Origin of the sequence: Amycolatopsis thailandensis, from assembly GCF_002234405.1 — a bacterium.
Classification (GTDB): domain Bacteria; phylum Actinomycetota; class Actinomycetes; order Mycobacteriales; family Pseudonocardiaceae; genus Amycolatopsis; species Amycolatopsis thailandensis.
The window spans coordinates 32,580-53,780 of sequence record NZ_NMQT01000083.1 but is presented as its reverse complement, the minus strand read 5'-3'; the positions used below and the strand labels follow the sequence as shown (position 1 = coordinate 53,780).

The window sequence follows — 21,201 nt, the reverse complement described above, 5'->3', positions numbered from 1 at the left end:
CAACAAAGGAGAAAGTCGTGCCAGTGGAATTGTACGTTCCCCAGATCCCGGACAACCTGAACATCCGATTCGTCGAAAACCGCATCGTCATCAACCGCCCGGCACAGGAGGTGTACGACTGGGTGACCACCTGGTCGAACCTGCCGAAATGGCTGCCGATGGCCCTCGGCACCGAGGTGCGACGCGGCACCGAAGGCGTCCCCGCCGAGATGGGCGACGTACTGCTCGAGACCATCCAGCCGGAGCTGAACGAGAAGCCGAAGCTCTACACCGTGGTGGCGCGGGTCCCCGGCAAGCTGTGGACAGTGGTCGGCCGGGACGTGCTCGACGACGGCTCCCTGGCCCCGGCGATGCACGCGATCGCCACCTTCACCACGTTCGACCTCGGCGACGGAACGACCCTGTTCTGCCGCCTGTTCGAACGACTGGTCCCGGACACCGAGCCGCCCGGCCCGCACCCCGTCGAGGACCCGGCACGCATCCAGCCCGGCCTGGAACTGATCAAGGCACACCTCGAAGGCACGGCTGGGTGACCTCGGTGGTTCGGGACCGCTACCTCCGGCGGTCCTGAACGGAACGCCGGTCGGCCAACGGCTCCGGGCTTCACGCTTTACGCGACGAGGACGTTCAGGGCGGGGCCGAGCAAAAGCCCGCCGTCCGCGACGAACTCCGAGCCGGTGACGAACGAGGCGTCGGCGGAGGTGAGGTAGAGGAGGAGTGCGGTGATGTCGGCCGGGGTTCCCAACCGGGGGATGGCATACGGCTCGGGGGAGTAGAAGTCGGCGATGGGCGGCTGGCCGGCGATCGGTTCGTTGATCAACGGGGTGGAGATGACGCCGGGGTGGATGGAGTTGACCCGGATGCCGTCCCGGCCCAGCTCCAGCGCGGCGGTCCTGGTCAGCCCGCGCAACGCCCACTTGCTGGCGACATACGGCGCGTAGAGCGAGGTGCCGACGTGGGCCATCGTGGAGGCGATGTTGACGATCACGCCGCCGCCGTTGCGGCGCAATGACGGGGTCACGGTCTTGATGCCGAGAAACGTGCCGGTGAGGTTGACGTCGAGAACGAGGTCCCAGACGCGCCGTTCGATCGCCTCGATCGGCACCGCGGGGTTCTGGACGCCGGCGTTGTTGACCAGAACCGCGATCGGACCGAATCGGCGTTCGGTCTCGTCGACCGCCGCCGCCCAGGCGTCTTCGTCGGTGACGTCGAGTTGGACGAACAGTGCCCGCTCACCGAGTTCGGCGGCGAGCTCCTTGCCGAGCCCTTCGGAGAGTGCGGCGATGACCACGTTCGCCCCCTCTTCGTGGTAGGCCCGGACGTGGCTGGCGCCCTGCCCGCCAGTGCCTCCGGTGACGAGAACGGTCTGCTTGTCGAAGCGTCCCATGACGCGGTCCTCCCTGCGAAACAGTGGTGAGTCGAGCGACTCACCTCGCCAACGCTACGGACTTGGCGAGTGGTGAGTCAAGTGACTCGCCTCGCGTAGGATGACGCCCATGACGAAGGAGCCCTCGCCCTACCACCGGCGCGTCGCCGAGCAGAAGCGGGCGGCCATCATCGAGGCCGCCACCCGGCTGTTCCTCGACGCCGGGTATGCCGGCGCCTCACTGGCCAAGGTCGCCGAGACGGCCGGGGTGTCGAAGGCGACTCTGTTCAAGCAGTTCCCGACCAAGGCGGCGCTGTTCGACGCGATCGTGACGGAGTCCTGGGCGGCCGAGGACGACGGCGAGCTCCACCCGCCGGCGGGTGACCTGCGGGCGGGCCTGACGGCGATCGGCCGCCGGTACGTCTCCCTCCTCGCCCGGCCCGGCATGGCGGCCCTCTTCCGCATCGTCATCGCCGAACTGCCGCGCTTCCCCGAGCTGGGGGAGTCTCACTTCGAGCGCGGGAAGATGCCTTACTTCGACTCGGTACGCCGCTATCTCGACACCGAGAACGCCCTGGGAACGGCGAAGCTGGACGATACGGAGCTGGCGGCGACCCAGTTCCTCGGGATGATCTCCAACTACGTCTTCTGGCCCCGGATGCTGCTCATCGACTGGTCTCCTGACGACGCATCGATGGCACACGTCGTGGACGAGGCCGTGCTGATGATGGAAGCCAGATATGGCGCGGCGAACACTGCCAACCGAAGCAGCCGTACGTAGCGCATGAAGGTTGATGGACGGGGCGACAACGTTGCTCCGGCCGAAGCAGGCTGGTCTACGAGGCGCGCCGTCGTCCTCTCAGGCGAGGGTGGCGCCGTAAGCGGTGAGCACGGAGCGCAGTGGCTGGAAGAAGCTGACCTTGCTGTTCCCGCCGGACAGCACCCCGTAGCCGATGCCTGCGTAGAACAGCGGGCCGCCGCTATCGCCGCTCCCGATGGGGATGTCGGTGGCGATCGTCCCGACAACCTGTTTGCCCCCGCCGAAGTTCACGGTCTGGTTGAGGCCGAGGACCTTCCCGCACGTCTTCTTCGTGGTCATCCCGCTCTTGCACACTTTCTGCCCCACTTGCGGGGTGCCCGCGCGCAGGATCAGCTGGGTGCTGCCGTCGTAGAGGTCGACCCGGCTGCGCCCGGAGCCGGAAAGGTCGCGGACGCGGCCGTAATCGGTCACCGGGAAATGGGTGTCCACGCTGGGGCCGATACCTTGCCAGTCCAGCCCGTGTTCGGTGCAGTGCCCGGCCGTGAGGATGTAGCGGACGCCCTTGACGAGGATCGCGAACCCCGCTGAGCAGTAATACGGTTCACGGCCGGGGCCCGGCGAGACCGTGTACATCGCATCACCGCCGTTCACCGTCGACTGCTGCGCCGCACCGGCCGCGGCCGGTGCGGCGGAGGCGACTGGGCAGGCCAGCAAGACGGCCGCGGCCGCGGAAATAAGCACCCCGGCCTGCTTACGGCGTGAGCTGCCGAACATGGTCAGATCCTTCCGTCCTTTGGAGACTGGATATGTGCGACCAGTCCAGTGCCGCGCGGTCCGCGACACAAACGGAGTCAGCCTGACGAGTGATCAGAAGCCGTCGGCCGCCACGATCGTGCTATCCGGCTATTTCGGTTGTCGTCCCGGCTGCTGAACGCCATGATGCGACCGTGATTCAGGTACGAGTCGGCTCCAACCAAGACTTTCTGCGGCTGACAGCCGATTCCACAGAGGACGGTCCGCCACGGTGCTTGCTTGCCGAACTGCAGCTCGACGGCTTGTCCGCGTCGGTTCTCCTCGCGCAACACTATGCGACAGGGTTCGCCGATCTCGCGGAGTTCTTTCAGGAGCACGGCGACGACTGGCGTGGCTGGGACGGGGTCCGGACCTGGGAGTCTCTCGAAAAAGAGCTGAGAATCGATGCGTCGCACCAGAGCGGCCACGTACAGTTGCGGGTCACCCTCCAGAGGTTTCGGCCCGACTGGGGAAACGACGGCTGGACCGCGACCGGTGATTTGACGATCGAACCCGGAGAACAACTCTCCCGAATCGTCCAAGACATCAAGGTACTGGTGACTGGCTCGTAGCGATTTCACCAGCACGACGGGAGATTTGAGAGCTGGCTACAGGTGATTCGCCGGGGTTTCGTAGATGATCTCCAGTCCGTCCTCGTCGTCCCATTGTTCGCCGACCCGGACGAAGCCGTACTGCGATGCCAATCGGTAAGAGGCGGTGTTGTCGGGGCTGATCGTGACCCGGACGGTGTGCACCAGCGGCTCCTTGGCGGCCCGCGCCAGCAACGATTCCAAGGCTGCTCGCGCGTAACCGCGTCGCCGGTATGCGGGGTCGACGGCGTAGCCGATCTCGACCATCCCCGCTGTGTCAGGAGGCCCGTGGTATCCGGCTGTTCCGACAGCCAGCAGCCGTTGCCGATCCCAGATTATGCCGGTGACCCAGGCCGCACTGCCGGGGTCGGACGCGACCTGTTCGGCGCGCCTGCGCCACAGCCCACGCCGGTCCGGTCCGGCCAGGTAGGCCGTCAGGGGTACCGGGCCGGCCGCGGTTGCTCCGGCCAGATCGCCGAGAGCGAGCGAGTCGAACACAGGGCCGGTCAGCTGCACGATGCGAACGTCCGGCTTCGGCATGGTCGATATCGCCGCGTGATGATCGTCTGGCATGGGGGCGAACCTGCCACGGACGAGAGCTTGACGCATCCGAAATTCCATGGCCACCGTGAACCAAACCCGGCCTGCGCGACAGCCGGGTTTGCCTTGCCCCCGACGTGGCACATCAGGGCGCACTTGGCAGGGCTCGTGCCGTACGGAACGATGACGCGGTGCTGGTTCAGGTGGAGCGGTCTTCCCAGGGGCCCGGCGATGCCGCGCCGGTCACCGTGATGACCTCGGTCGGGACCGTGCCGGCGTTTTGGGGCGGAAACCCGGAAGCGGCAGCGGGCGAGCACTACATCGAGTGGGAACTGGACGAGGAGTTCCGGTGGGAGTTCAACTGCTCGCCGGTCGCAGTCGAGGAACCGCGCCTTTTTCAGAACGAACGCGGAGTCTTCTGCCGAGGACGGCTCGGCCTCACCGGGTTCGAGGGGGCGCAGCCGTTCGCGCATCTTGAGCTGGCCGGCGCGATGATCGACCTCGGCCATATCGACGGCCTGCCTCCCGGGATGGACGGCGAATGGATCGAGATCAACCTGAGCTCTGAGAAGATCAAAATCTATCCCTACCAGCTATGACCGTCATTGCCGCCACCGCCGCTGATCGAGGTCGGGGCGTTTCAGCGCATCGTGGAGTTGGTGGACAGGGCGGGTGAACACCTTCTACCACTTGTGCTTCGTCGTCCAGGACATCGGACGGGCGACCGAGGACCTCACGTCGACCCTGGGCGTGACCTGGAGTCCGGTCCGCGCGGGCACTCTCGGGGACTGGGACTACAACATCGTGTTCTCCGTCGAGGGGCCACCGTTCTTCGAGGTGATCCAGGGCCCCGCCGGTAGTCCGTGGGACGCGACCGACGGTTCCCGCTTCGACCACATCGGCTACTGGTCCGAGGACGTCATGGCGGACAAAGAGCGTTTGGTGGATCGAGGCGCGCCGATCGAGTTCGACTCCTGCCCCTACGGTCGCTCCTTCACCTACCACCGCCTCGACAGCATCGGAGCCCGGATCGAGCTGGTGGACCTCTCGGTCCAGCCAGGGTTCCTCGAAACCTGGGCCCCGGACGCGGCGGCGATGCCCGCGCTCGACCTCGACGATCCGACCACCGGACCGGTCGCGCCGAACTATTGAGGGGCAGATGTGGCATGTCCGCGGAATGGGTCAGTGACTCCGCGTGGCACCGGAAATCGGGCGCCGACTGTGTGGATTTCGGTGCGTTGGACGCTCAGAAATCCACACAGTCCCGCGTGACTGGACCGGCCACCACGGCCAGGTGGCCCGAGAGGCTTGAGGGGGGTGTGGAGGGTTCCTTGCCGAACCGGCCACACGGGACGCCGCCACCGCCTAGGATCTGCCTGGCGTAGCCGGTCGTCCGGCGGAGAGTTCGTGGAAGGCAGGCATGACACCCCTTACGAGCACGGTCATCGAAACCATCCCGCGAGTGTTGCTGCTCGTGGTGGGGATCCTCGGCATGGTCTTTTCGATCAAAGGCCGGTCCAGGGGAGTTTCCGGCCTGATGGTGGCCGCTTTCGTCATCATGATCGTCACGACGGTGGTGAGCATCGCCTGGCAGTTCGTCGTGATGAACCTGTCGTCCTGGGCCGACGACCTCAGCGCCAGTGAGATCCGCTTGATCTTCATGGGGGTCGGCATCCCGCTCGACGCCGGCGCGGTGCTGTCCTGGCTCCTGGTCGCGGTCGGCGTCGTCAAGAGTGGCCGTTCGCTCCGGCAGCCGGGTCCCGCACCGTATCCGGCCCCCGCGGGCTACCCGATGACCGCGCAGCCGGGCTTCCCGGCCCAACAGCCCGTAAACCCCCAGCCCAGCCCGCAGCAGCCCATCCCGCCGACTCAGCAGCCGCCGACGCAGCAGCCGCCGAGCTGACGAGAGGGACAGCGCCGGTGGTCAGCGCGGCGCGCCGAACCAGCGGCCGAGCGCCGCTTCGAGGTCGTCCGGGTCACCGGCCCAGCACACGTAGCCGTCCGGGCGGATGAGCATCGGCTCGGTGTCGGCGCCCTGACCGGCGCGGTCGACCCGGTCCGGCCAGAGGTCGGCGACCTTGGCGAACCGGTCACCCGGGTCGATCAGGACGCCGCGCCCGGACCGCAGCAGTTCGTGCGCGCGGACGGGGCCGAGGTCCGCGTCCGGCGCGGCGCGGCCGACGAGCGGATGGCTCCCGGAACCCGGCATCGGGTAGGTGATGGCCATCCCGGACAGCAGGTCGCCCAGATGACGCTGAACCTCCGGAAGTCGCGTCATGGCGGCGAAAAGCTCCTTGGCGGCCAGCACTTCCGGATCGCGGGTGCCCGCCCAGTCCATCAACAGGCTTTGCGCCTGGACGTTGCGCAGCACGGCGGCTCCGACCAGATGCCGTTCCGAGTGATAGGTGTCCAGCAGGTCCCCGGGCGCCCATCCGTGCACGGCGCCACCCAGCTTCCAACCGAGGTTGAGCGCGTCCTGGATCCCGGTGTTCATGCCCTGCGCACCGAGCGGAAGGTGGACGTGCGCGGCATCGCCCGCCAGGAACACCCGTCCGTGCCGGTAGTGCTCGACTTGCCGGGCCGCGTTGGTGATGCGGCGGGCGTAGCGCAGTTCGAGCAGTTCCACCCGTGACCCGTACACCCGTCGCAGGCCGTCCCGGATCTCCTCTTCGGTGATCGGGACGTCCCGGGGCACCGAGCGGCCCGGCCCGCCGACGACCAGCCTGCGCAGCTCCCGGCCTTGCGGATCGGTACCGAGCGCGAACAGTGCCACCCAGTCCCCGTCGTCGTTCCAGGTATGCGACATCACCTGGTCGGCGCCGCTCAACCGGACGTCGGCGGCGATCACGGTGGCCGTTCCCGCTTTGCCGGGGAAACCGGCCCGCAGCAGGGATCGCACGGTGCTGTGGGCGCCGTCGGCGGCGACGAGGTAGCGGCAGCGGACGGTGGTGCCGCCCGCGAAGGTGGCGGTGACCCCGTCCTCGTCCTGGGCGAGGCCGATCAGTTCGTGGTCGCGCCGGACGTGGAGGCCCTGCGCGGCAAGGTGCCGCTCAAGGAATCCCTCGATGACCACCTGCGGCACTGATCGCCACGGCAGGCGGTGCCCGGCGTGTTCGGGAGAGAACGGGACGCCGGCGAAGTGACCGGCGCTGGTCGGGTAGTTCCCGTTGTCCAGCAACGGTTTCAGCAGGCCGCGCTGATCGAAGGCCTCCAGTGTGCGTGACTGCACACCGCCGGCTTTGGACAGATCGCTGCGCTGCGGCAGCCTGTCGGCCAGCACTGCCGGGACCCCCGCGAGAAGCAGTTCGTTCGTCAGCGTCATACCGGTCGGACCGGCGCCGACGACGAGCACCTCGGTGTCCATGGATTCTCCCTCTGGTCGTGTCGATCAGGGCGAGGACAACGTTCCGCCCGCCGAACCGGGTCAGGCCATGGATAGGCGAGAACGTGCTGATATCCGACACCGATTAGGCTCGAAGCCGTGGAATCCGACTACGACGAGCTTGATCGACGACTCGTGCACGCCCTCCAGATCAACGGCAGGGCTCCGTTCAGCACGATCGCCGAGGTTCTCGGCGTGTCGGATCGCACCATCGCCCGCCGGTACGCGCGATTGCGGTCGGCGGGGGCGGTGCGGGTGCTCGGCGGCGTCGATCCGATCGCGCTGGGCGCGGAGCTGTGGTTCCTGCGGGTGCGCTGCGCGCCCACCGCGTCGGGCGCCGTCGCCGAGGCACTGGCCCGACGTCCGGACACGTCCTGGGTGAGCCTCACCTCCGGCGGCACCGAGATCACCTGCACGGTCCGCACGGAAAGCGAGGAAGACAGCGAGACGCTGCTGCTGGCCAAGCTCCCGCGCACCCCGCGGGTGGAAGGCGTGACAGCGCATTCCGTACTGCACGCCTTCTACGGCGGCGCGGACAGCTTCGTCGCCAAGATCGGCTCGCTCGACGAGGAGGCGATCGCGCGGCTGCGTCCGCCACCGGTGCCGTATCGCCCGGGACCGGTGCGGCTCGACGACGGTGACCGGAAGCTCCTCGCCACGCTCTCCATGGACGGCCGGGCCGAGCTCGCCCAGCTGGCCGCGGTGACCGGCTGGTCGCCGACGACGGTCCGGCGACGGATGGCCGAACTGCGCGAACGCGGCGTGCTGTATCTCGACATCGACGTCGACGGGAGCCTGTTCGACGTCAGCACCCGGACCGTGCTGTGGCTCTCGGTCGCCCCCGCCTACCTGGAAGAGGCCGGTACGGCCCTGGCCGGGCATCCCGAGATCGCGTTCGCCGCGGCCACGACGGGGCCGACGAACCTGTGCGCCACCGCGGTGTGCGCGAACCAGCGGGATCTGTACCGGTACCTGACGACCCGGGTGGCCGCCTTGCCCGCCATCACGCAGATCGAGACGGCGCCGGTGATCAAGACGGTCAAGCGCGCCGCGAACCGGGCGCGGTGACCTCGCGTCAGTTCTTCCCGCTCAAGTAGGCGAGCACCGCGAGAACCCGCCGATGCCCGCTGTCCTCCGGCAATCCGAGCTTCGCGAAGATGTTCCGGATGTGCTTGTGCACCGCGCCGTCGCTCACCACCAGCAATTCGGCGATGGTCGTGTTGTTGTAGCCCTCCGCCATGAGCCCGAGCACCTCGCGCTCGCGCGCTGTCAGCCCTTCGAGCGGATCGGTGGCCCGGCGGTGTGACATCAGCTGGGTGATCACCTCGGGGTCCATGGCCGTCCCGCCCTTGACGACCCGGTCCAGCGCGTCGAGGAACTTCTCGACCTTCCCGACCCGTTCCTTGAGCAGGTATCCGACGGCGCCCTTGCCGTCGGCCAGGAGCTCCGCCGCGTACCCGGTTTCGACGTGGGCCGACAGCACGAGCACCGGCAGGCCGGGGTGCATCTTCCGTGCCTTGACGGCGGCGCGGAGGCCTTCGTCGGTGTGGGTCGGCGGCAGCCGGACGTCGGTGATCACCGCGTCGGGCCGGTCGTCGGCGACCAGTTCGAGGAACGCGTCCACATCGTCCACCGCCGCGACGACGTCGATGCCGGAGGTGTTCAGCAGCAGCACCAGGCCTTCGCGCAGCAGCGCGTCGTCCTCGACGATCACGACCCGCATGGCAACTCCACCTTCAGTACGGTCGGCCCACCGTGGGGGCTGGACAGCTTCAAGGTCCCGTCGAACGCCTCGGCGCGTTTGCGGATCCCGGACAGGCCGCTGCCGCCGGATTCGTCGGCGCCACCGTGGCCGTCGTCTCGGATCTCGATGAGGAGGGTGTCCGCGGTGCCGTCGAGCGTGATCCAGGCGTGCTCGGCCCCGGAATGCTTGGTGACGTTGGTCAGCGTCTCGGCGACGACGAAGTAGGCGGCCGCTTCGACGGCGGCGGGACGACGGCTGTCGCTGCGAACGTCCACAGTGCACGGAACGGGGCAGCGGTCGGCCAGCGCGGTGACCGCGCCGTCGAGGCCGCGGTCGGTCAGCAGCGGCGGGTGGATGCTCCGGACGACGGTCCGCAGTTCGGCCAGCGCGCCGGTCGCGGTGTCCTGAGCCTTGCTCAGCAACTCCCGGGCCTTTTCCGGATTCTTGTCGAAGATCGAGTCGGCGATCCCCAGTTGCAGCACCACCGCCGCGATCCTCGCCTGCGTCCCGTCGTGCAGGTCCCGTTCGAGACGGCGGAGTTCGTTGCCGTGCGCCTCCAGCGCGGCGGCACGGGTCGCGGCCAGTTCGACGACGCGGTCGGTCAGCACGACACCGGGCGCGGGGGCGAGCAGCTTGCGCGCGACGGAGGCCTGCCACCGCGCCACCGCGGGGGCCAGGAACACGAGCGCCATCATGCCGACACCGGTGATCGCGCTGAGCGCCGCCGTGGGCCAGGACGTCACCATGAACCCGAGTGAGCTTTCCAGCCCGCCGGGCACCGTCGGCCAGACGAACGCCGTGACGACCTGCCGGAGACCGCCGAGCGGCAGCGCTACGGCGAAGATCCCGATGACGAACCCGGTCGCGCCGTGGAAGGCGAGCCAGCCCAGGTCCCGCCGCGAGGCCGGATCGGTCACCGGGTTGCCCTCCCGGTACGGCGCGGGGATCGGCTCGTCCAGCAGGCGGGCGGCGCGCCGGCGTTCGAAGTCGACCGGACGGCGGATCAGCCGGAGCGCGACCGGCAACGCCGGGATCCCGACGCCGAACGGGCACATCAGCAGCACGAACAGCATGCCGACGAGTACGAACCAGGACACCATCGAAGAGGCCGCGCCGACAGTCAGGTACCGGATCGCGGACCAACAGGACCGCAGCCGGGTGATCACCCGGACAGTCTCCCATCCGGCGGGGACCGGCCTGAGGGTGGTGCCCGGCTTGCTCTCGCTCGCGTGAGCTGGGCCACTACGGGTACGGGCGATCGTGGAATCCCGGCTTCACCGTGACGAATACCCGATTCGTGGGCGCCGACAGCTTCGGAATTCGTCGTCGCCGGACGATCGAGACTTCGAAGATCGTTCTCAAGGTCCGTACAAGAGATGAATGATACTCCGCCGCAATCCCGTTTTCACCGTCGGCGGGGTCACGATCGGATTCGGGTACGCGATAACGGTTCGCTCGTATCGGCCGTGAATGCATCCGGAATTCAGGCTTGATTGTTTCGGCCCGAATGACATCGACGACGATGAGGCCGAGGTAAGCGGAGCGGCGACTCTTGCTCACCATGGTCGAATCCGCGATGCTTGCGTGGGGGTCACGGATCAGAGCCTGCCACTTCGGCTCGGCGGCGGAGAGCCGGTCGAGTACGCGGTCGTTTTTGGCTTGTCGTGAGCGGTGGGAGACGTGGGGACCGGGGCCTCGGACGGTGTCGGACGTCATGGGGGATGCATGATCGATTCGAATGCACGGCTGTTCCGTTCGGTGACGGCGCATGAGGAAATAGTCACGATTCCCATTCTTTCGCTGAGAGCGGGTGAGTCGCCCCGGCTGAGAGGCGAGGACAAGAGACATGTCGCGCGGCTCGCGGAAACGGACGCACCGCTGCCGCCCATCCTGGTCGACCGGCGCACGATGCGGGTCATCGACGGGATGCACCGGTTGATGGCGGCGTCGATGAGGGGGCAGGACACGATCGACGTCGAGTTCTTCGACGGCGATCCCGAGGAGGGGTTCCTGCGGGCGGTGCGGGCGAACGTGACCCATGGCCTCCCGCTGTCCCAGGCCGATCGCCGGGCCGCGACGATCCGGATCGTCGCCGCCCATCCCCGCCTGTCGGATCGGACCATCGCGGAGATCACGGGTCTCGGTGCCAGGACCGTGGCGTCGATCCGGCGGTCCACCGACTCCGTTCCGGAGGTGGCCGCGCGCATCGGCAGGGATGGCAAGGTGCGCCCGTTGAACCACGAGGAGGGGCGGCAGCGGACCGCGGAGTTCATCGCGTCGAACCCGAACGCGTCGCTGCGCGAGGTCGCCCGGGCCGCCGGTGTCTCACCCGGCACGGTACGGGCTGTCCGCAAACGGCTCGAACGCGGTGCGGAAGCCGAGTCCTCCGAGTCGCGATCGAATGGTGAGGCGGAGAAGGACGCCGCGCGACTCGAGCCCGTCGCGGGGGAGGCCGACGCGGTCACCGCCGCGAAGTTCGGCGCGGAAGTGGCCAAGTCGCCGGGCGTGGACCACGATGTGGCCCGGTACGCACTGGAGAAACTGCTGCGGGATCCCTCTTTGCGGCACAACGAGCAAGGCAGACGGCTGTTGCGGCTCATTCAGCACACCGCGGCCGAGGCCAAGGATTGGCTCGGTTCCACGGAGGCTGTTCCCCCTCACTGCCTGGCGATGATCACGAGCCTCGCCCGCCACTTTTCGGAGATCTGGCTCTCCCTCGCGGAAGAACTCGACGATCGCGCGGCGATCGCCGACCCCTGGGGCGTCCGTCCGGTGGACGACCCGAAATGACCGCCCCGGCGGCGCCGGTACGGCCGGCGCCGCCGGGTGTTCCACGGGGTGAAACCTCGCGAAGAAACGCGTGACAATCCGCCGCGTTCGGCAAAGAATGATCGGCGCACATCGCGGGCATTATCCGGTCATTCCGTTGTGTGGGATTTGGCCGGGTGCCAATTATTTCCTGTATTCGTGTTCAACTGCGCAAAAGGTGGCAGTTGAACGCCGTGGCATGAGTGCCGGGTAGGGACGAAGTTAAGGAGCTGGAAATTGCGGTTCGCACTGGGGCGCGACGATCTGCAACCGACAGAAGAAGTGGAAATTCGTTTTCTCTCCGCGGGTGACTCCCCGCGGATCGCGGGCGAGAGTATGGAACACGTGGAAATGCTGGTGGCCGCCAGCGTGCCGCTGCCGCCGATCGTGGTGCACCGGCCCTCGATGCGGGTGATCGACGGCGTGCACCGCCTTCGGGCGGCGATGCTGGCCGGCCGCAAGACGATCGCGGTGCGGTTCTTCGAAGGCACCGAGGAGGACGCGTTCATCCTGGCCGTGGAGTCCAACACCACGCACGGCCTGCCACTGTCGACGGCCGATCGCAGACAGGCGGCGGAACGCATCATCGTCACCCACAGCCGCTGGTCCGACCGGATGATCGCGTCGGTGGTCGGCATGTCCGCCAAGACGGTCGCCGCGATCCGCCGCGACAACATGGCCGGTGAGGAGAACGAGGCGGGCCGTATCGGGAGGGACGGCCGTGTCCGGTCCATCGACGTGAGCGCGGGGCGCAAGCTGGCGCACGAGATCATCGTCGGCAATCCCAGCCTGTCGCTGCGCCAGGTCGCCCGGGCAGCGGGCATCTCGGCGGAGACCGTGCGGGACGTCAAGAAGCGGATGTTGCGCGGCGACGACCCGGTCCCGCGGAAACGGCAGGCGAAGCTCGGGGAATGGGAGCCCGACGACCGGCTCTCCGGCCGTGTCGTCGCCCGGTACGAGGTGAAACCGCCGCCGGCGCTGGTGATGGCGCGGTTGCGGGAGGATCCCGCGCTGCGTCTCAACGAGAACGGCCGGGACCTGCTGCGGCTGCTGAACATCCACATGGTCCGGTCGGAGGATTGGAACAGGCTCGTCGACAGCGTGCCGCCGCACAGTACGGAAACGATCGCCGAACTGGCGCGCTATTGCGCCGAGAAATGGTCGGAGATCGCGTTCCGCATCGAACACAAAGGGTCGAAATCCGCCTGAGGGAGCTGAAAACGGCCCCTCTCGATGACCAAAGGAGGTCATCGAGAGGGGCCCGTTTTATCGCGGCAGTCAGGCGCGGGGGAGCAAGACGATCACCTTTTCGGCGTTGCGCTCGATCGCGCTGCGACTGTAGAGCAACGGGAAGTAGTCCCCGGTCCGCCAGCGCTCCAGCAGGTCGCGATAGTGCGGGCCGGTCGTGTCACCGGACTGGCCGGGGGCGCTGACCGCCTTGGAGCCGTCCCAGCGCCCGACGTCGAGCGCCATCTTGAACGAGCCGCCCACCCCCTGGCCGTAGGTGGAGGGGTCGTACTTCGAGACGTCCACCGTGTACCCGGAGCCGCCGCGCTCCACCGGGCCGACGTGCCGTCCGGTGGTGCTGAGGAAGGACGTGTGCTGGAGTGCGCCCCAGCGCCACTTGCCCGGATCGTCGCCGAGTTTCCCGCGCACGTCGGCGTAGGCGGCGCCGAGCGTGGACAGCAACAACCGGTCCCTGGCGGCCGCTCCGCCGGGCCCGAACCAACGGTCGGGATGTTCGAGCGCGTCGAGCATCAAGCCGACGTCGCCGCCGGGAATCGCCGCGAGCGACGCCGCCTCCTCGTTCAGGAACACGCGGAGGAACGCCGGGACGAGGTGGTTGGTGAACCAGGGCTCGTAGAGCGCGGTGCCCGCCGAATCGACGTGGGCGACACCGTCGTACCCGCGGAGCAGGTTCAACGCCCGCTCGGTGTCGGGATCGGTGCTCCGCAACCCGGCCAGCAGCGGCACCAGGCGGAGCGCCGGCAGCGAAAGCTGGTCGTTCTGGAGCCGTACCGAATCGTCGACGGACTGCTTGCGGCCGGCGGCGAGCACGTCGTCGATGCGCTGCTTGCGATACGGGGGTTCCCACTCGTAGCCCACCTGGAACGGATGCCCCGCCGGGACGTTGTACTCGTTGGCGGAGGCGATGAAGCCGTTCTTCGGATTGTAGGAGCGGGGCAGGGTCGCGCCGTCGTGAAAGCCGGTCCACTCGTGGCGGCCGTCCCCGGGGACCGGGAACAGCCCGTCGTAGCCGGAGCGCTTCGGAGCCAGCCCGGCCGCGACCCAGCCGATGTTCCCGCCGGTGTCGGCGTAGAGCAGGTTTTCCGCCGGCCCGCCCCACTGCCGCAGCGCGGCGGAGAAGTCGCCGAAGTTCCGTGCCCGCAGATAGCGCAGGGAGCCGAAGTACGGTGCCGTCCCGGGTTCGGTCCAGGCCGTGCGCAGCGCGTAGGCCACCTGACGCCCTGCGTCGACCCGCAGTACGGGACCGTGCCGGGAGAACTGCATTTCGATCCGCTGCGGCGGCCCGTCCTTGACCGGCACCTCCTCGGTGACGGTCCGGAAGGACTCCCAGCCGTCGCCGTAGCGGTACCGGCCGGGATCGCCCGGGTCGAGCTTATAGACGTACAGATCCTCCTGGTCGATACCGAACACGGTCAGGCCGAACGCGACCGATTCGTTGTGCCCGATGGAGACCCCGGGCTGGAACGGCTCGCCCGCCCCGATCACGTCGAGGCCCGGCGCCGAAAGATGGCTGAGGTACCGCAGCGGCGGCGCGGTGAGCGCCCGGTGCGGGTCGTTGGCCAGTATCGGGCGTCCGCTCGCGGTCCTGTCCGGCGACACCACCCAGCCGTTGCTGCCTTCGGCCATCCCGGAGGTGTAAGGAGGCTGCCCGCCGAAGGCAGGAGCGACGGGATCCAGCACGTCCGGCGGGATCGAACACGGGTCGATCCCGTCCGGGACCGCCGGGACGTGGGCGGGCTGGAGCGCATGGGAGAACTTGTCGGCCTCGATGCCGCCCGCGCAGACCAGGCGGGAGCGGAGCACCTCCGACGCCGCGTTCATCGACAGCCCGTGCTTGCGGACGCGCACCACGTCCTCCGGCCGCCATCGGCCCGGCTTGAAGCCGAACTCGGTGAACTCCGGCGGCAGGCTTTCCGGGTGCTGCTCGATCCAGTCCAGCCGGGCGTTGATGCCTTCGGTGAACCGGATCGCCGCTTGTTTCGCCTCGGGACCGTACGCCGCCCATTCGCGGTCCATGTCGCCGCGGTAGAGGAGGAGCCGGGCCGCGCGATCCTGCTTCACGAACGACGGGCCGAGGATCTCCGAGAGCAGCCCGAGACCGCTTCGCCGCCAGATGTCCATTTGGAACAGCCGATCGCGCGCGGCGTTGAATCCCTGCGCGAGGAAGAGGTCGTCCGTGTTCCGCGCGTAGATGTGCGGCACACCCCAGTGGTCCACGACCATCCGCACCGGACGGCTCAGCCCGGGGACCTGGAAGGTCTCCGGACGCGGGCCGGCGATCGCGGCCGGGGGAGTCATGCCGGACAGCAGCGCGGAGACGGCCAGCAGCACGACCGCCTTCCGGCCGCGCCGCTTCATCGGACCGGATCCGGTTCGCTCCACGACATGCCGTCGGGCGTCGCGACGAGACCCCCGTCGAAGACCGGGGCGACCTCGCCCGCTTCGTCGCCGAGCTGCGCCCGGGTCTGCACCTGCGAACCCTCCTGCATCGCCTGGCGCACCACCGACGACCGGAACAACGGCGTCATGTTCTCCTCGCGGGCCTCGACCAGTGTGTCGACGGCGTCGGCGAACTCCGCCGAGCGCTGCTTGAGGCGCAGGACCCCCGCCTCGGTGTCGGTCAGGTTGAATTCCGTGCTGGACATCCCGGCGACGAGTTCGACGAACGACTCCAGTTCCGTGTCGCTGCTCTTGGTCACCTTCTTGGCCGACCAGAAGTACGAGTCCTCGTCGATGTGCATGTCGTAGAACGAGGTCAGGAACTCGTAGAAGACGCTGTACTCGCGGCGGTACCGCGCCTCGAACTCGTCGAAGGCCCGTTGCTCGCCGACCTTCCCGTCCAGGACGCTGTTGATGGACCGGGCCGCCAGCAGCGCGCTGTAGGTGGCCAGGTGGACCCCGGAGGAGAACACCGGGTCCACGAAGCAGGCGGCGTCGCCGACGAGGACCATACCCGGCCGCCAGAAATTCGTGTGGTGGTAGGAGTAGTCCTTGCGCACCCGCAACTGGCCGTACTGGCCGGTCGTGACACGCGTCGCGCCGGCGAGGTACTCGCCGATCATCGGGCACTCGTCGATGAGAGCCCGCATCGCCTCCTCGGGGTCGCCCTGGATCCGCGCCGCGTCCTCCCGGCGCACGACGGCGCCGACGCTGGTCAGCGTGTCACTGAGCGGGATGTACCAGAACCACCCGTGGCTGAACGCGACACACAGGATGTTGCCGGAGTTCGGGGCGGGCAGGCGCTTGCCGTTCTCGAAGTAGCCGAACAGGGCGAGGCTGCGGAAGAAGTCGGAGTACTTCCGCGAACCGCCGACCCGTTTGTGCAGGCGACCGGTGTTGCCGGAGGCGTCGACGACGTAGCGGGCCGAAACCTCGTGCTCGGTGCCGTCCGGATCGGTGTACCGCAATCCGCGCACCCGGCCGTCTTCACCCTCCACGACGTCGGTCACCGTGCGGTTCTGGCGGACGTCGACCCCTTTACGAGCGGAATTGTCGAGCAGGATCTTGTCGAATTTGCTCCGTTCGACCTGATAGGCGAACGAGGTCGGCCCGGCGACCTTGGGCGAAACGGAGAAGGCGAAGTTCCACGGCGTCGGGTTGGCGCCCCACCGGAAAGTGCCGCCACGCTTGCGGAGGAAACCGGCTTCGGCGATCTCTTCGTCGACGCCGAGCAGATGACAGATGCCGTGGATGGTGGACGGCAGCAGCGATTCGCCGATCTGGTACCTGGGGAACGTCTCCTTCTCCAGAAGCAGGACGCGATGCCCTCGCATGGCCACCAGCGATGCGAGCGTCGACCCCGCCGGGCCGCCGCCGACGACCGCTACGTCGAATTCCTCGTGTCGTGCCGTACTCATTCGACCTCCTGGAACACGTTTCCGGAATCTCTCGATTTCTCGGTTCCAGGGTTTCACAACGACCGCCGGTTACCCACCTTTGACAGTTTTCCCCAACGGACACGGGAACTGTTCCAGGGTACGAGAAAAAGCGTCGCCGGAACAATTTCCGACGACGCCTTTCCCGGTGTTTCAGCTCACCCGGCGACGTATCCGTACCAGGCTGAGCGCGACGAGACCGCCGCTGAGCGCGAGATAGACCGCGGTCTCCAGCGTCTGGAAGGTCCAATAGCGACTGGCGGGCTGGTAACTGACGTCGACGTGGAGGTCGTACTTGGCGAGGCATACCGCGGCGTCGCCGAATGTGCCGCCCGCCCCGGTCTTGGGCGGGGTATTGATACACGCGCCGAACTTGCCGCCGTCGATGGTCTTGCCGTCCGGCGTGCGCAGCGGACTGGTGTCGGCGATCCAGGCGTCGGGCGCGTTCGGGACCCGCACCCCGTGGATGACCGAGCCGCCGGTGATGCTGCCCAGGTTCTGCGCTTCGTTGATGGCCTCGGCCGTCATCGGCAGCGTGGCGTGTTCGGCGGGCACGAGGTTGGGCCGCACCGTGTTGGCGAAGAAGAACTGGAAGGCGATGAAGCCGACCAGGGTCAGCGCCATCGCGGGCAGTGTCCGCCGCAGCAGGAGGCCGGCGACGGTGCCGACCGTGAACGCCAGCGCGGCGTAGCCGATCGGGGCGATGTAGCGAGCGCCGAAGACGAACGTGCTGAACTGGTTCTTGACGACCTCGTCGAACGGGGCCGCCGCCCAGGTGAGCGCCGCGCCGGCGACTCCCGTGAGGACCATGGCGCCGACGCCGACGACGAGGACCTTGACGAGCAACCAGCGCTGCCGGGTGACGCTTTGGTTCCACGCCAGCGTGTGCGTGTTTCCTTCGAGTTCCCGCGCGATCATCGGCGCGCCCCAGAACGTCCCGAGGATCGCGGGGATCAGGGCCAGACCGGCCGCGAGGAACAGCAACGTGTTCTCGTAGGCGGCGCGGAACTGGGCCGTCGCCTGCGCGCAGTCGCCCTGGCTCCGGCAGGCCGCCTGGTAGACGTCGTAGCCCTGGCGGACATCCGTGCCCACGTACACCAGGTAAGCGACGATCACGGCCAGCGCCACGAGTCCCGCGAGCGCTTGGACGCGGAACTGCCGCCAGCTCAGCCACATCATCGCTGGGTCTCCCATGCCTCGGTCCTGGCGTCCACGCCGATTTCCATTCCCGCCGCCCGGCCCATGTACGCGAGGACGAGTTCTTCGAGCGAGACCGGCTCGGGCGGGTAGGGCAGCGGCCCCGCGGCGGCGTCGATGCGGACGAGCGCGTGGCTGTAATGGCCGCGGTGTTCGGTCCGGATGACCTCGGTACCGGGGGGAAGCCGGTCGAACCCGCCACGCGGCGCGGCCATCCGGGCGTGACTGTTCAGCAGGTGGCGGACGTCGCCGGCGACCTGCACCCGCGAATCGCACAGCACGATGAGGTAGTCGCAGACCTGCTCGATGTCGTCGAGCAGATGCGAGGACAGCACCGCGCTGGCGCCGAGTTCGACCACGAACTCCATCAGGTTACGGAGAAAACCCTTGCGCGCCAGCGGATCCAGTGCCGCGGCGGGTTCGTCGAAGATCAGCAATTCCGGTCGCTTGGCGGCCGCGATGGTCAGCGCGAGCTGCGCGCGCTGACCACCGGAAAGCTGGCCCGCCTTCTGTCGCGGGTTCAGCCCGACCTGCCGGATCCGGCGCTCGGCGAGCGCCGGATCCCAGCTCGGGTTCATCTTCGCGCCGAGTGTCAGGTGCTCGGCCACACTGAACGATCCGTACACCGGGGTGTTCTGCGCGACGAACCCCACCCTCGCCAGGTGCGCGGCGTTCGAGGCCGGACGGGAGCCCAGCACGGTCAACGAGCCCTCGGTCGGCTCGATCAGCCCGCAGGCGAGGTTCAGCAGGGTCGATTTGCCCGCTCCGTTCGGGCCGACCAGACCGATCACCCGGCCGGCGGGGACGGTGAGGTTGACGTCGGCGAGTGCCTGCTTGCCGCGGCGGCCGTATCTCTTGGCCAGGCCCGTGGCGTGAAACACCGGAGGGGAGTCAGCGAGTGGCATGGTCCCATCCTGGGATTTCGCCGATCTTCCCAGCATCAGCCCAAAGCATGGTTTCCGCTTTCGGCGGTCGCACTTTTGACCGGTTCTTCGACGAAGTCCCGCTGCTGGGCGAACTGCGTCCGATACAGTTCCGCGTAGAGTCCGCCGTTGGCGAGCAGTTCCTGGTGCGTGCCGCGTTCCTGGATCCGGCCCTCGTCGATCACCAGGATCTGGTCGGCGTCGTGGATGGTGGACAGCCGGTGCGCGATGACGAGCGAGGTGCGCCCGGCGAGCGCGGTCTTCAGTGCTCGCTGGATGGCCGCCTCGGACTCGGAGTCCAGGTGGGCGGTCGCCTCGTCCAGCACCACGATCGGCGGCGACTTGATCAGGAGCCGGGCCAGCGCCAGCCGCTGCTTCTCCCCGCCGGACAAGCGGTAGCCGCGGTCGCCGACGACGGTGTCCAGACCTTCGGGCAGCTGGGCGATGGTCGGCCAGATCCGGGCCGCCTCGCACGCCTCGACGAGCTCGGTTTCGGTGGCTTCCGGCCGCGCGTAGAGCAGGTTGGCGCGGATCGTGTCGTGGAACAGGTGCGCGTCCTGGGTGACCACGCCGACGGCGTCCTGCAGCGAGTCCAGGGTCAGATCCCGGACGTCCTGGCCACCGATCCGCACCGTGCCGGACGTGGTGTCGTAGAGCCTCGGCACCAGGTTGGTGATCGTGGTCTTGCCCGCGCCGGAGGGCCCGACGAGCGCGGTGAGCCGCCCCGCCGGGGCGTGGAAGGTCACCTCGTTCAGCACCAGCGCGCTTTCCCCCTGCTCCGTGACCCGCACCGGCACCGCCTCGAGGGAGGCCAGGGACACCTCGTCGGCGGAGGGGTAGCGGAAGGCGACCTGGTCGAACTCGACGTGCGGCGCGGTGCCGTTCCCGGCTCGCGGGGCGGGGAGGGGCCGGGCGTCCGGCCGCTCGGTGATGAGCGGTTCGAGGTCCAGCACCTCGAAGACGCGGTCGAAGCTGACCAGCGCGGTGGTGATGTCCATCTGGATGGTCGTCAGCTGGTTGATGGGGTTGTAGAGCATCAGCAGCAGGCCCACCAGCGCCACGAGCGTGCCGAGTTGCAGGCCGCCGTCGACGACCAGCCAGCCGCCGAAGCCGTAGACCATCGCCGTCGTGATGGTGGTGAGCAGGGTGACCATGATGAACAGCAGCCGCCCGTGGACGGCCATCGAGATCGCGATGTCGCGGACCTTCCCCGCTTTGCTCGCGAAGTCCGCGGTCTCCTCGCGATGGCGGCCGTAGAGCTTGACCAGCATCGCGCCCGCCACGTTGAACCGCTCGGTCATCGTCGTGCCCAGTTCGGCGTCGGTCTGCATACCGGTGCGCGCCAGCCGTTCCAGCCGGGCGGCGATGATCTTCCCCGGCAGGAAGAAGATCGGGATCAGCACCAGCGCGGTGAGGGTGATGGACCACGACAGGTAGAACATCGTGCCGAGCACCAGCACCAGGGTCAGCACCGTGGACAGCGCCTGCGACAACAGGGTGGAGATCCCTTGCTCCGCGCCGACGACGTCGGTGTTCAGCCTGCTGACCAGCGAACCGGTCCGCGTGCGGGTGAAGAACGCCAGCGGCTGCCGTTGCACGTGCGCGAACACCTTGGTGCGCAGGTCGAAGATGAGGCCCTGGCCGACCCGGCCGGAGAACCAGGTCTGCGCGTAGATCGCGAAGACGTTCACCACCGCCAGCGCGACGACGAGCAGGGCCAGCGTCACCACGACGGCCATGTTCCCGGGGATGATGCCGTCGTCGATGATCCCCTTCAGGAACAGCGGCGTCGACACCAGGATGACCGCGTCGACCACGGTCGTCAGCATCACGACGAGCAGTGACCAGCGATAGCGCAGGGCGTAGGGGATGATGCGCTTCACCGTGCCGGGTTTGATCGGCTGTGGTTCGACAAGGCCTTCGACGCGCAGCCCGATCGTGCCGAGGCTCGGGTCGTCTCCGATGGTCACGAAAGT

General features: G+C 68.1%; 21 protein-coding genes. 9 read left to right on the top strand and 12 right to left on the bottom strand.

Annotation, left to right across the window (positions count from 1 at the left end; genetic code table 11):
- Positions 1-17 precede the first annotated feature (17 nt).
- The gene (locus CFP71_RS23065) at positions 18-533 is read left to right on the top strand and encodes an SRPBCC family protein (RefSeq protein WP_093936025.1); all 516 of its coding nucleotides are present in this window, start codon (positions 18-20) and stop codon (positions 531-533) included.
- A gap of 77 nt (positions 534-610) precedes the next feature.
- On the opposite strand, the gene CFP71_RS23060 is transcribed toward CFP71_RS23065, so the two are convergent.
- Positions 611-1,387, bottom strand: a complete 777-nt coding sequence (locus CFP71_RS23060) for an SDR family NAD(P)-dependent oxidoreductase (RefSeq protein ID WP_093936024.1) — start codon at positions 1,385-1,387, stop codon at positions 611-613.
- A gap of 109 nt (positions 1,388-1,496) precedes the next feature.
- Here CFP71_RS23060 and CFP71_RS23055 point away from each other — a divergent pair, with 109 nt between their 5' ends.
- The gene (locus CFP71_RS23055) at positions 1,497-2,147 is read left to right on the top strand and encodes a TetR/AcrR family transcriptional regulator (RefSeq protein WP_093936023.1); all 651 of its coding nucleotides are present in this window, start codon (positions 1,497-1,499) and stop codon (positions 2,145-2,147) included.
- A 78-nt stretch (positions 2,148-2,225) separates the two neighbouring features.
- Here the strand turns inward: CFP71_RS23055 and CFP71_RS23050 are convergent, their stop codons facing one another.
- On the bottom strand, positions 2,226-2,900 hold the full coding sequence (locus CFP71_RS23050) for a S1 family peptidase (RefSeq protein ID WP_093936022.1): 675 nt from the start codon (positions 2,898-2,900) through the stop codon (positions 2,226-2,228).
- Between the two features lie 173 nt (positions 2,901-3,073).
- On the opposite strand from CFP71_RS23050, the gene CFP71_RS23045 reads away from it, so the two are divergent.
- Positions 3,074-3,490 (top strand): DUF6228 family protein, encoded by a 417-nt coding sequence (locus CFP71_RS23045; RefSeq protein WP_093936021.1) that lies wholly within the window; start codon positions 3,074-3,076, stop codon positions 3,488-3,490.
- A 36-nt stretch (positions 3,491-3,526) separates the two neighbouring features.
- Here the strand turns inward: CFP71_RS23045 and CFP71_RS23040 are convergent, their stop codons facing one another.
- Positions 3,527-4,081, bottom strand: coding sequence for a GNAT family N-acetyltransferase (locus tag CFP71_RS23040; RefSeq protein WP_244199796.1), 555 nt, complete (start codon positions 4,079-4,081; stop codon positions 3,527-3,529).
- Positions 4,082-4,239: 158 nt separating this feature from the next.
- On the opposite strand from CFP71_RS23040, the gene CFP71_RS23035 reads away from it, so the two are divergent.
- The 3 genes from CFP71_RS23035 to CFP71_RS23025 all read left to right on the top strand — a co-directional run bounded on the left by CFP71_RS23035 (position 4,240) and on the right by CFP71_RS23025 (position 5,951).
- Positions 4,240-4,647, top strand: coding sequence for a hypothetical protein (locus CFP71_RS23035; protein ID WP_093936019.1), 408 nt, complete (start codon positions 4,240-4,242; stop codon positions 4,645-4,647).
- Positions 4,648-4,720: 73 nt separating this feature from the next.
- On the top strand, positions 4,721-5,200 hold the full coding sequence (locus tag CFP71_RS23030) for a VOC family protein (protein ID WP_093936018.1): 480 nt from the start codon (positions 4,721-4,723) through the stop codon (positions 5,198-5,200).
- Positions 5,201-5,468: 268 nt separating this feature from the next.
- Positions 5,469-5,951, top strand: a complete 483-nt coding sequence (locus CFP71_RS23025) for a hypothetical protein (protein ID WP_093936017.1) — start codon at positions 5,469-5,471, stop codon at positions 5,949-5,951.
- 21 nt (positions 5,952-5,972) lie between these two features.
- Here CFP71_RS23025 and CFP71_RS23020 read toward each other — a convergent pair whose 3' ends face one another.
- Complete coding sequence (locus CFP71_RS23020) at positions 5,973-7,412, bottom strand: FAD-dependent monooxygenase (protein ID WP_093936016.1); 1,440 nt, start codon at positions 7,410-7,412, stop codon at positions 5,973-5,975.
- A 117-nt stretch (positions 7,413-7,529) separates the two neighbouring features.
- Between CFP71_RS23020 and CFP71_RS23015 the strand changes: the two genes are divergently transcribed.
- Positions 7,530-8,498, top strand: a complete 969-nt coding sequence (locus tag CFP71_RS23015) for an Lrp/AsnC family transcriptional regulator (protein ID WP_093936015.1) — start codon at positions 7,530-7,532, stop codon at positions 8,496-8,498.
- 7 nt (positions 8,499-8,505) lie between these two features.
- Here the strand turns inward: CFP71_RS23015 and CFP71_RS23010 are convergent, their stop codons facing one another.
- The 3 genes from CFP71_RS23010 to CFP71_RS43700 form a co-directional block, all read right to left on the bottom strand.
- Positions 8,506-9,153, bottom strand: a complete 648-nt coding sequence (locus tag CFP71_RS23010; protein ID WP_093936014.1) for a response regulator transcription factor — start codon at positions 9,151-9,153, stop codon at positions 8,506-8,508.
- The gene (locus CFP71_RS23005; protein ID WP_093936013.1) at positions 9,141-10,340 is read right to left on the bottom strand and encodes a sensor histidine kinase; all 1,200 of its coding nucleotides are present in this window, start codon (positions 10,338-10,340) and stop codon (positions 9,141-9,143) included. Before CFP71_RS23005 ends, CFP71_RS23010 begins: the two co-directional genes overlap by 13 nt.
- Before the next feature lie 76 nt (positions 10,341-10,416).
- Positions 10,417-10,890 carry a hypothetical protein gene (locus tag CFP71_RS43700; RefSeq protein ID WP_143267155.1) on the bottom strand — a complete coding sequence of 158 codons (474 nt, stop codon included), beginning with the start codon at positions 10,888-10,890 and terminating at the stop codon, positions 10,417-10,419.
- Between the two features lie 9 nt (positions 10,891-10,899).
- Between CFP71_RS43700 and CFP71_RS23000 the strand changes: the two genes are divergently transcribed.
- Together CFP71_RS23000 and CFP71_RS22995 are read left to right on the top strand one after the other, a co-directional pair.
- Positions 10,900-11,964 carry a ParB/RepB/Spo0J family partition protein gene (locus tag CFP71_RS23000; RefSeq protein WP_244199795.1) on the top strand — a complete coding sequence of 355 codons (1,065 nt, stop codon included), beginning with the start codon at positions 10,900-10,902 and terminating at the stop codon, positions 11,962-11,964.
- Between the two features lie 255 nt (positions 11,965-12,219).
- Complete coding sequence (locus tag CFP71_RS22995) at positions 12,220-13,191, top strand: ParB N-terminal domain-containing protein (RefSeq protein ID WP_244199794.1); 972 nt, start codon at positions 12,220-12,222, stop codon at positions 13,189-13,191.
- Positions 13,192-13,260: 69 nt separating this feature from the next.
- Here the strand turns inward: CFP71_RS22995 and CFP71_RS22990 are convergent, their stop codons facing one another.
- The 5 genes from CFP71_RS22990 to CFP71_RS22970 all read right to left on the bottom strand — a co-directional run bounded on the left by CFP71_RS22990 (position 13,261) and on the right by CFP71_RS22970 (position 21,195).
- The gene (locus CFP71_RS22990) at positions 13,261-15,588 is read right to left on the bottom strand and encodes a penicillin acylase family protein (RefSeq protein ID WP_093936056.1); all 2,328 of its coding nucleotides are present in this window, start codon (positions 15,586-15,588) and stop codon (positions 13,261-13,263) included.
- Complete coding sequence (locus tag CFP71_RS22985; RefSeq protein WP_093936012.1) at positions 15,585-17,087, bottom strand: tryptophan 7-halogenase; 1,503 nt, start codon at positions 17,085-17,087, stop codon at positions 15,585-15,587. Before CFP71_RS22985 ends, CFP71_RS22990 begins: the two co-directional genes overlap by 4 nt.
- Positions 17,088-17,258: 171 nt before the next feature.
- Positions 17,259-18,299: an ABC transporter permease subunit gene (locus CFP71_RS22980; RefSeq protein WP_208636018.1), complete on the bottom strand. Its 1,041-nt coding sequence runs from the start codon at positions 18,297-18,299 to the stop codon at positions 17,259-17,261.
- Positions 18,281-19,207 (bottom strand): ABC transporter ATP-binding protein, encoded by a 927-nt coding sequence (locus CFP71_RS22975; protein WP_093936010.1) that lies wholly within the window; start codon positions 19,205-19,207, stop codon positions 18,281-18,283. Before CFP71_RS22975 ends, CFP71_RS22980 begins: the two co-directional genes overlap by 19 nt.
- Positions 19,208-19,242: 35 nt before the next feature.
- Entirely contained in the window at positions 19,243-21,195 is a 1,953-nt protein-coding gene (locus CFP71_RS22970; RefSeq protein ID WP_093936009.1) for an ABC transporter ATP-binding protein, read from the bottom strand.
- Between the last annotated feature and the right edge of the window lie 6 nt (positions 21,196-21,201).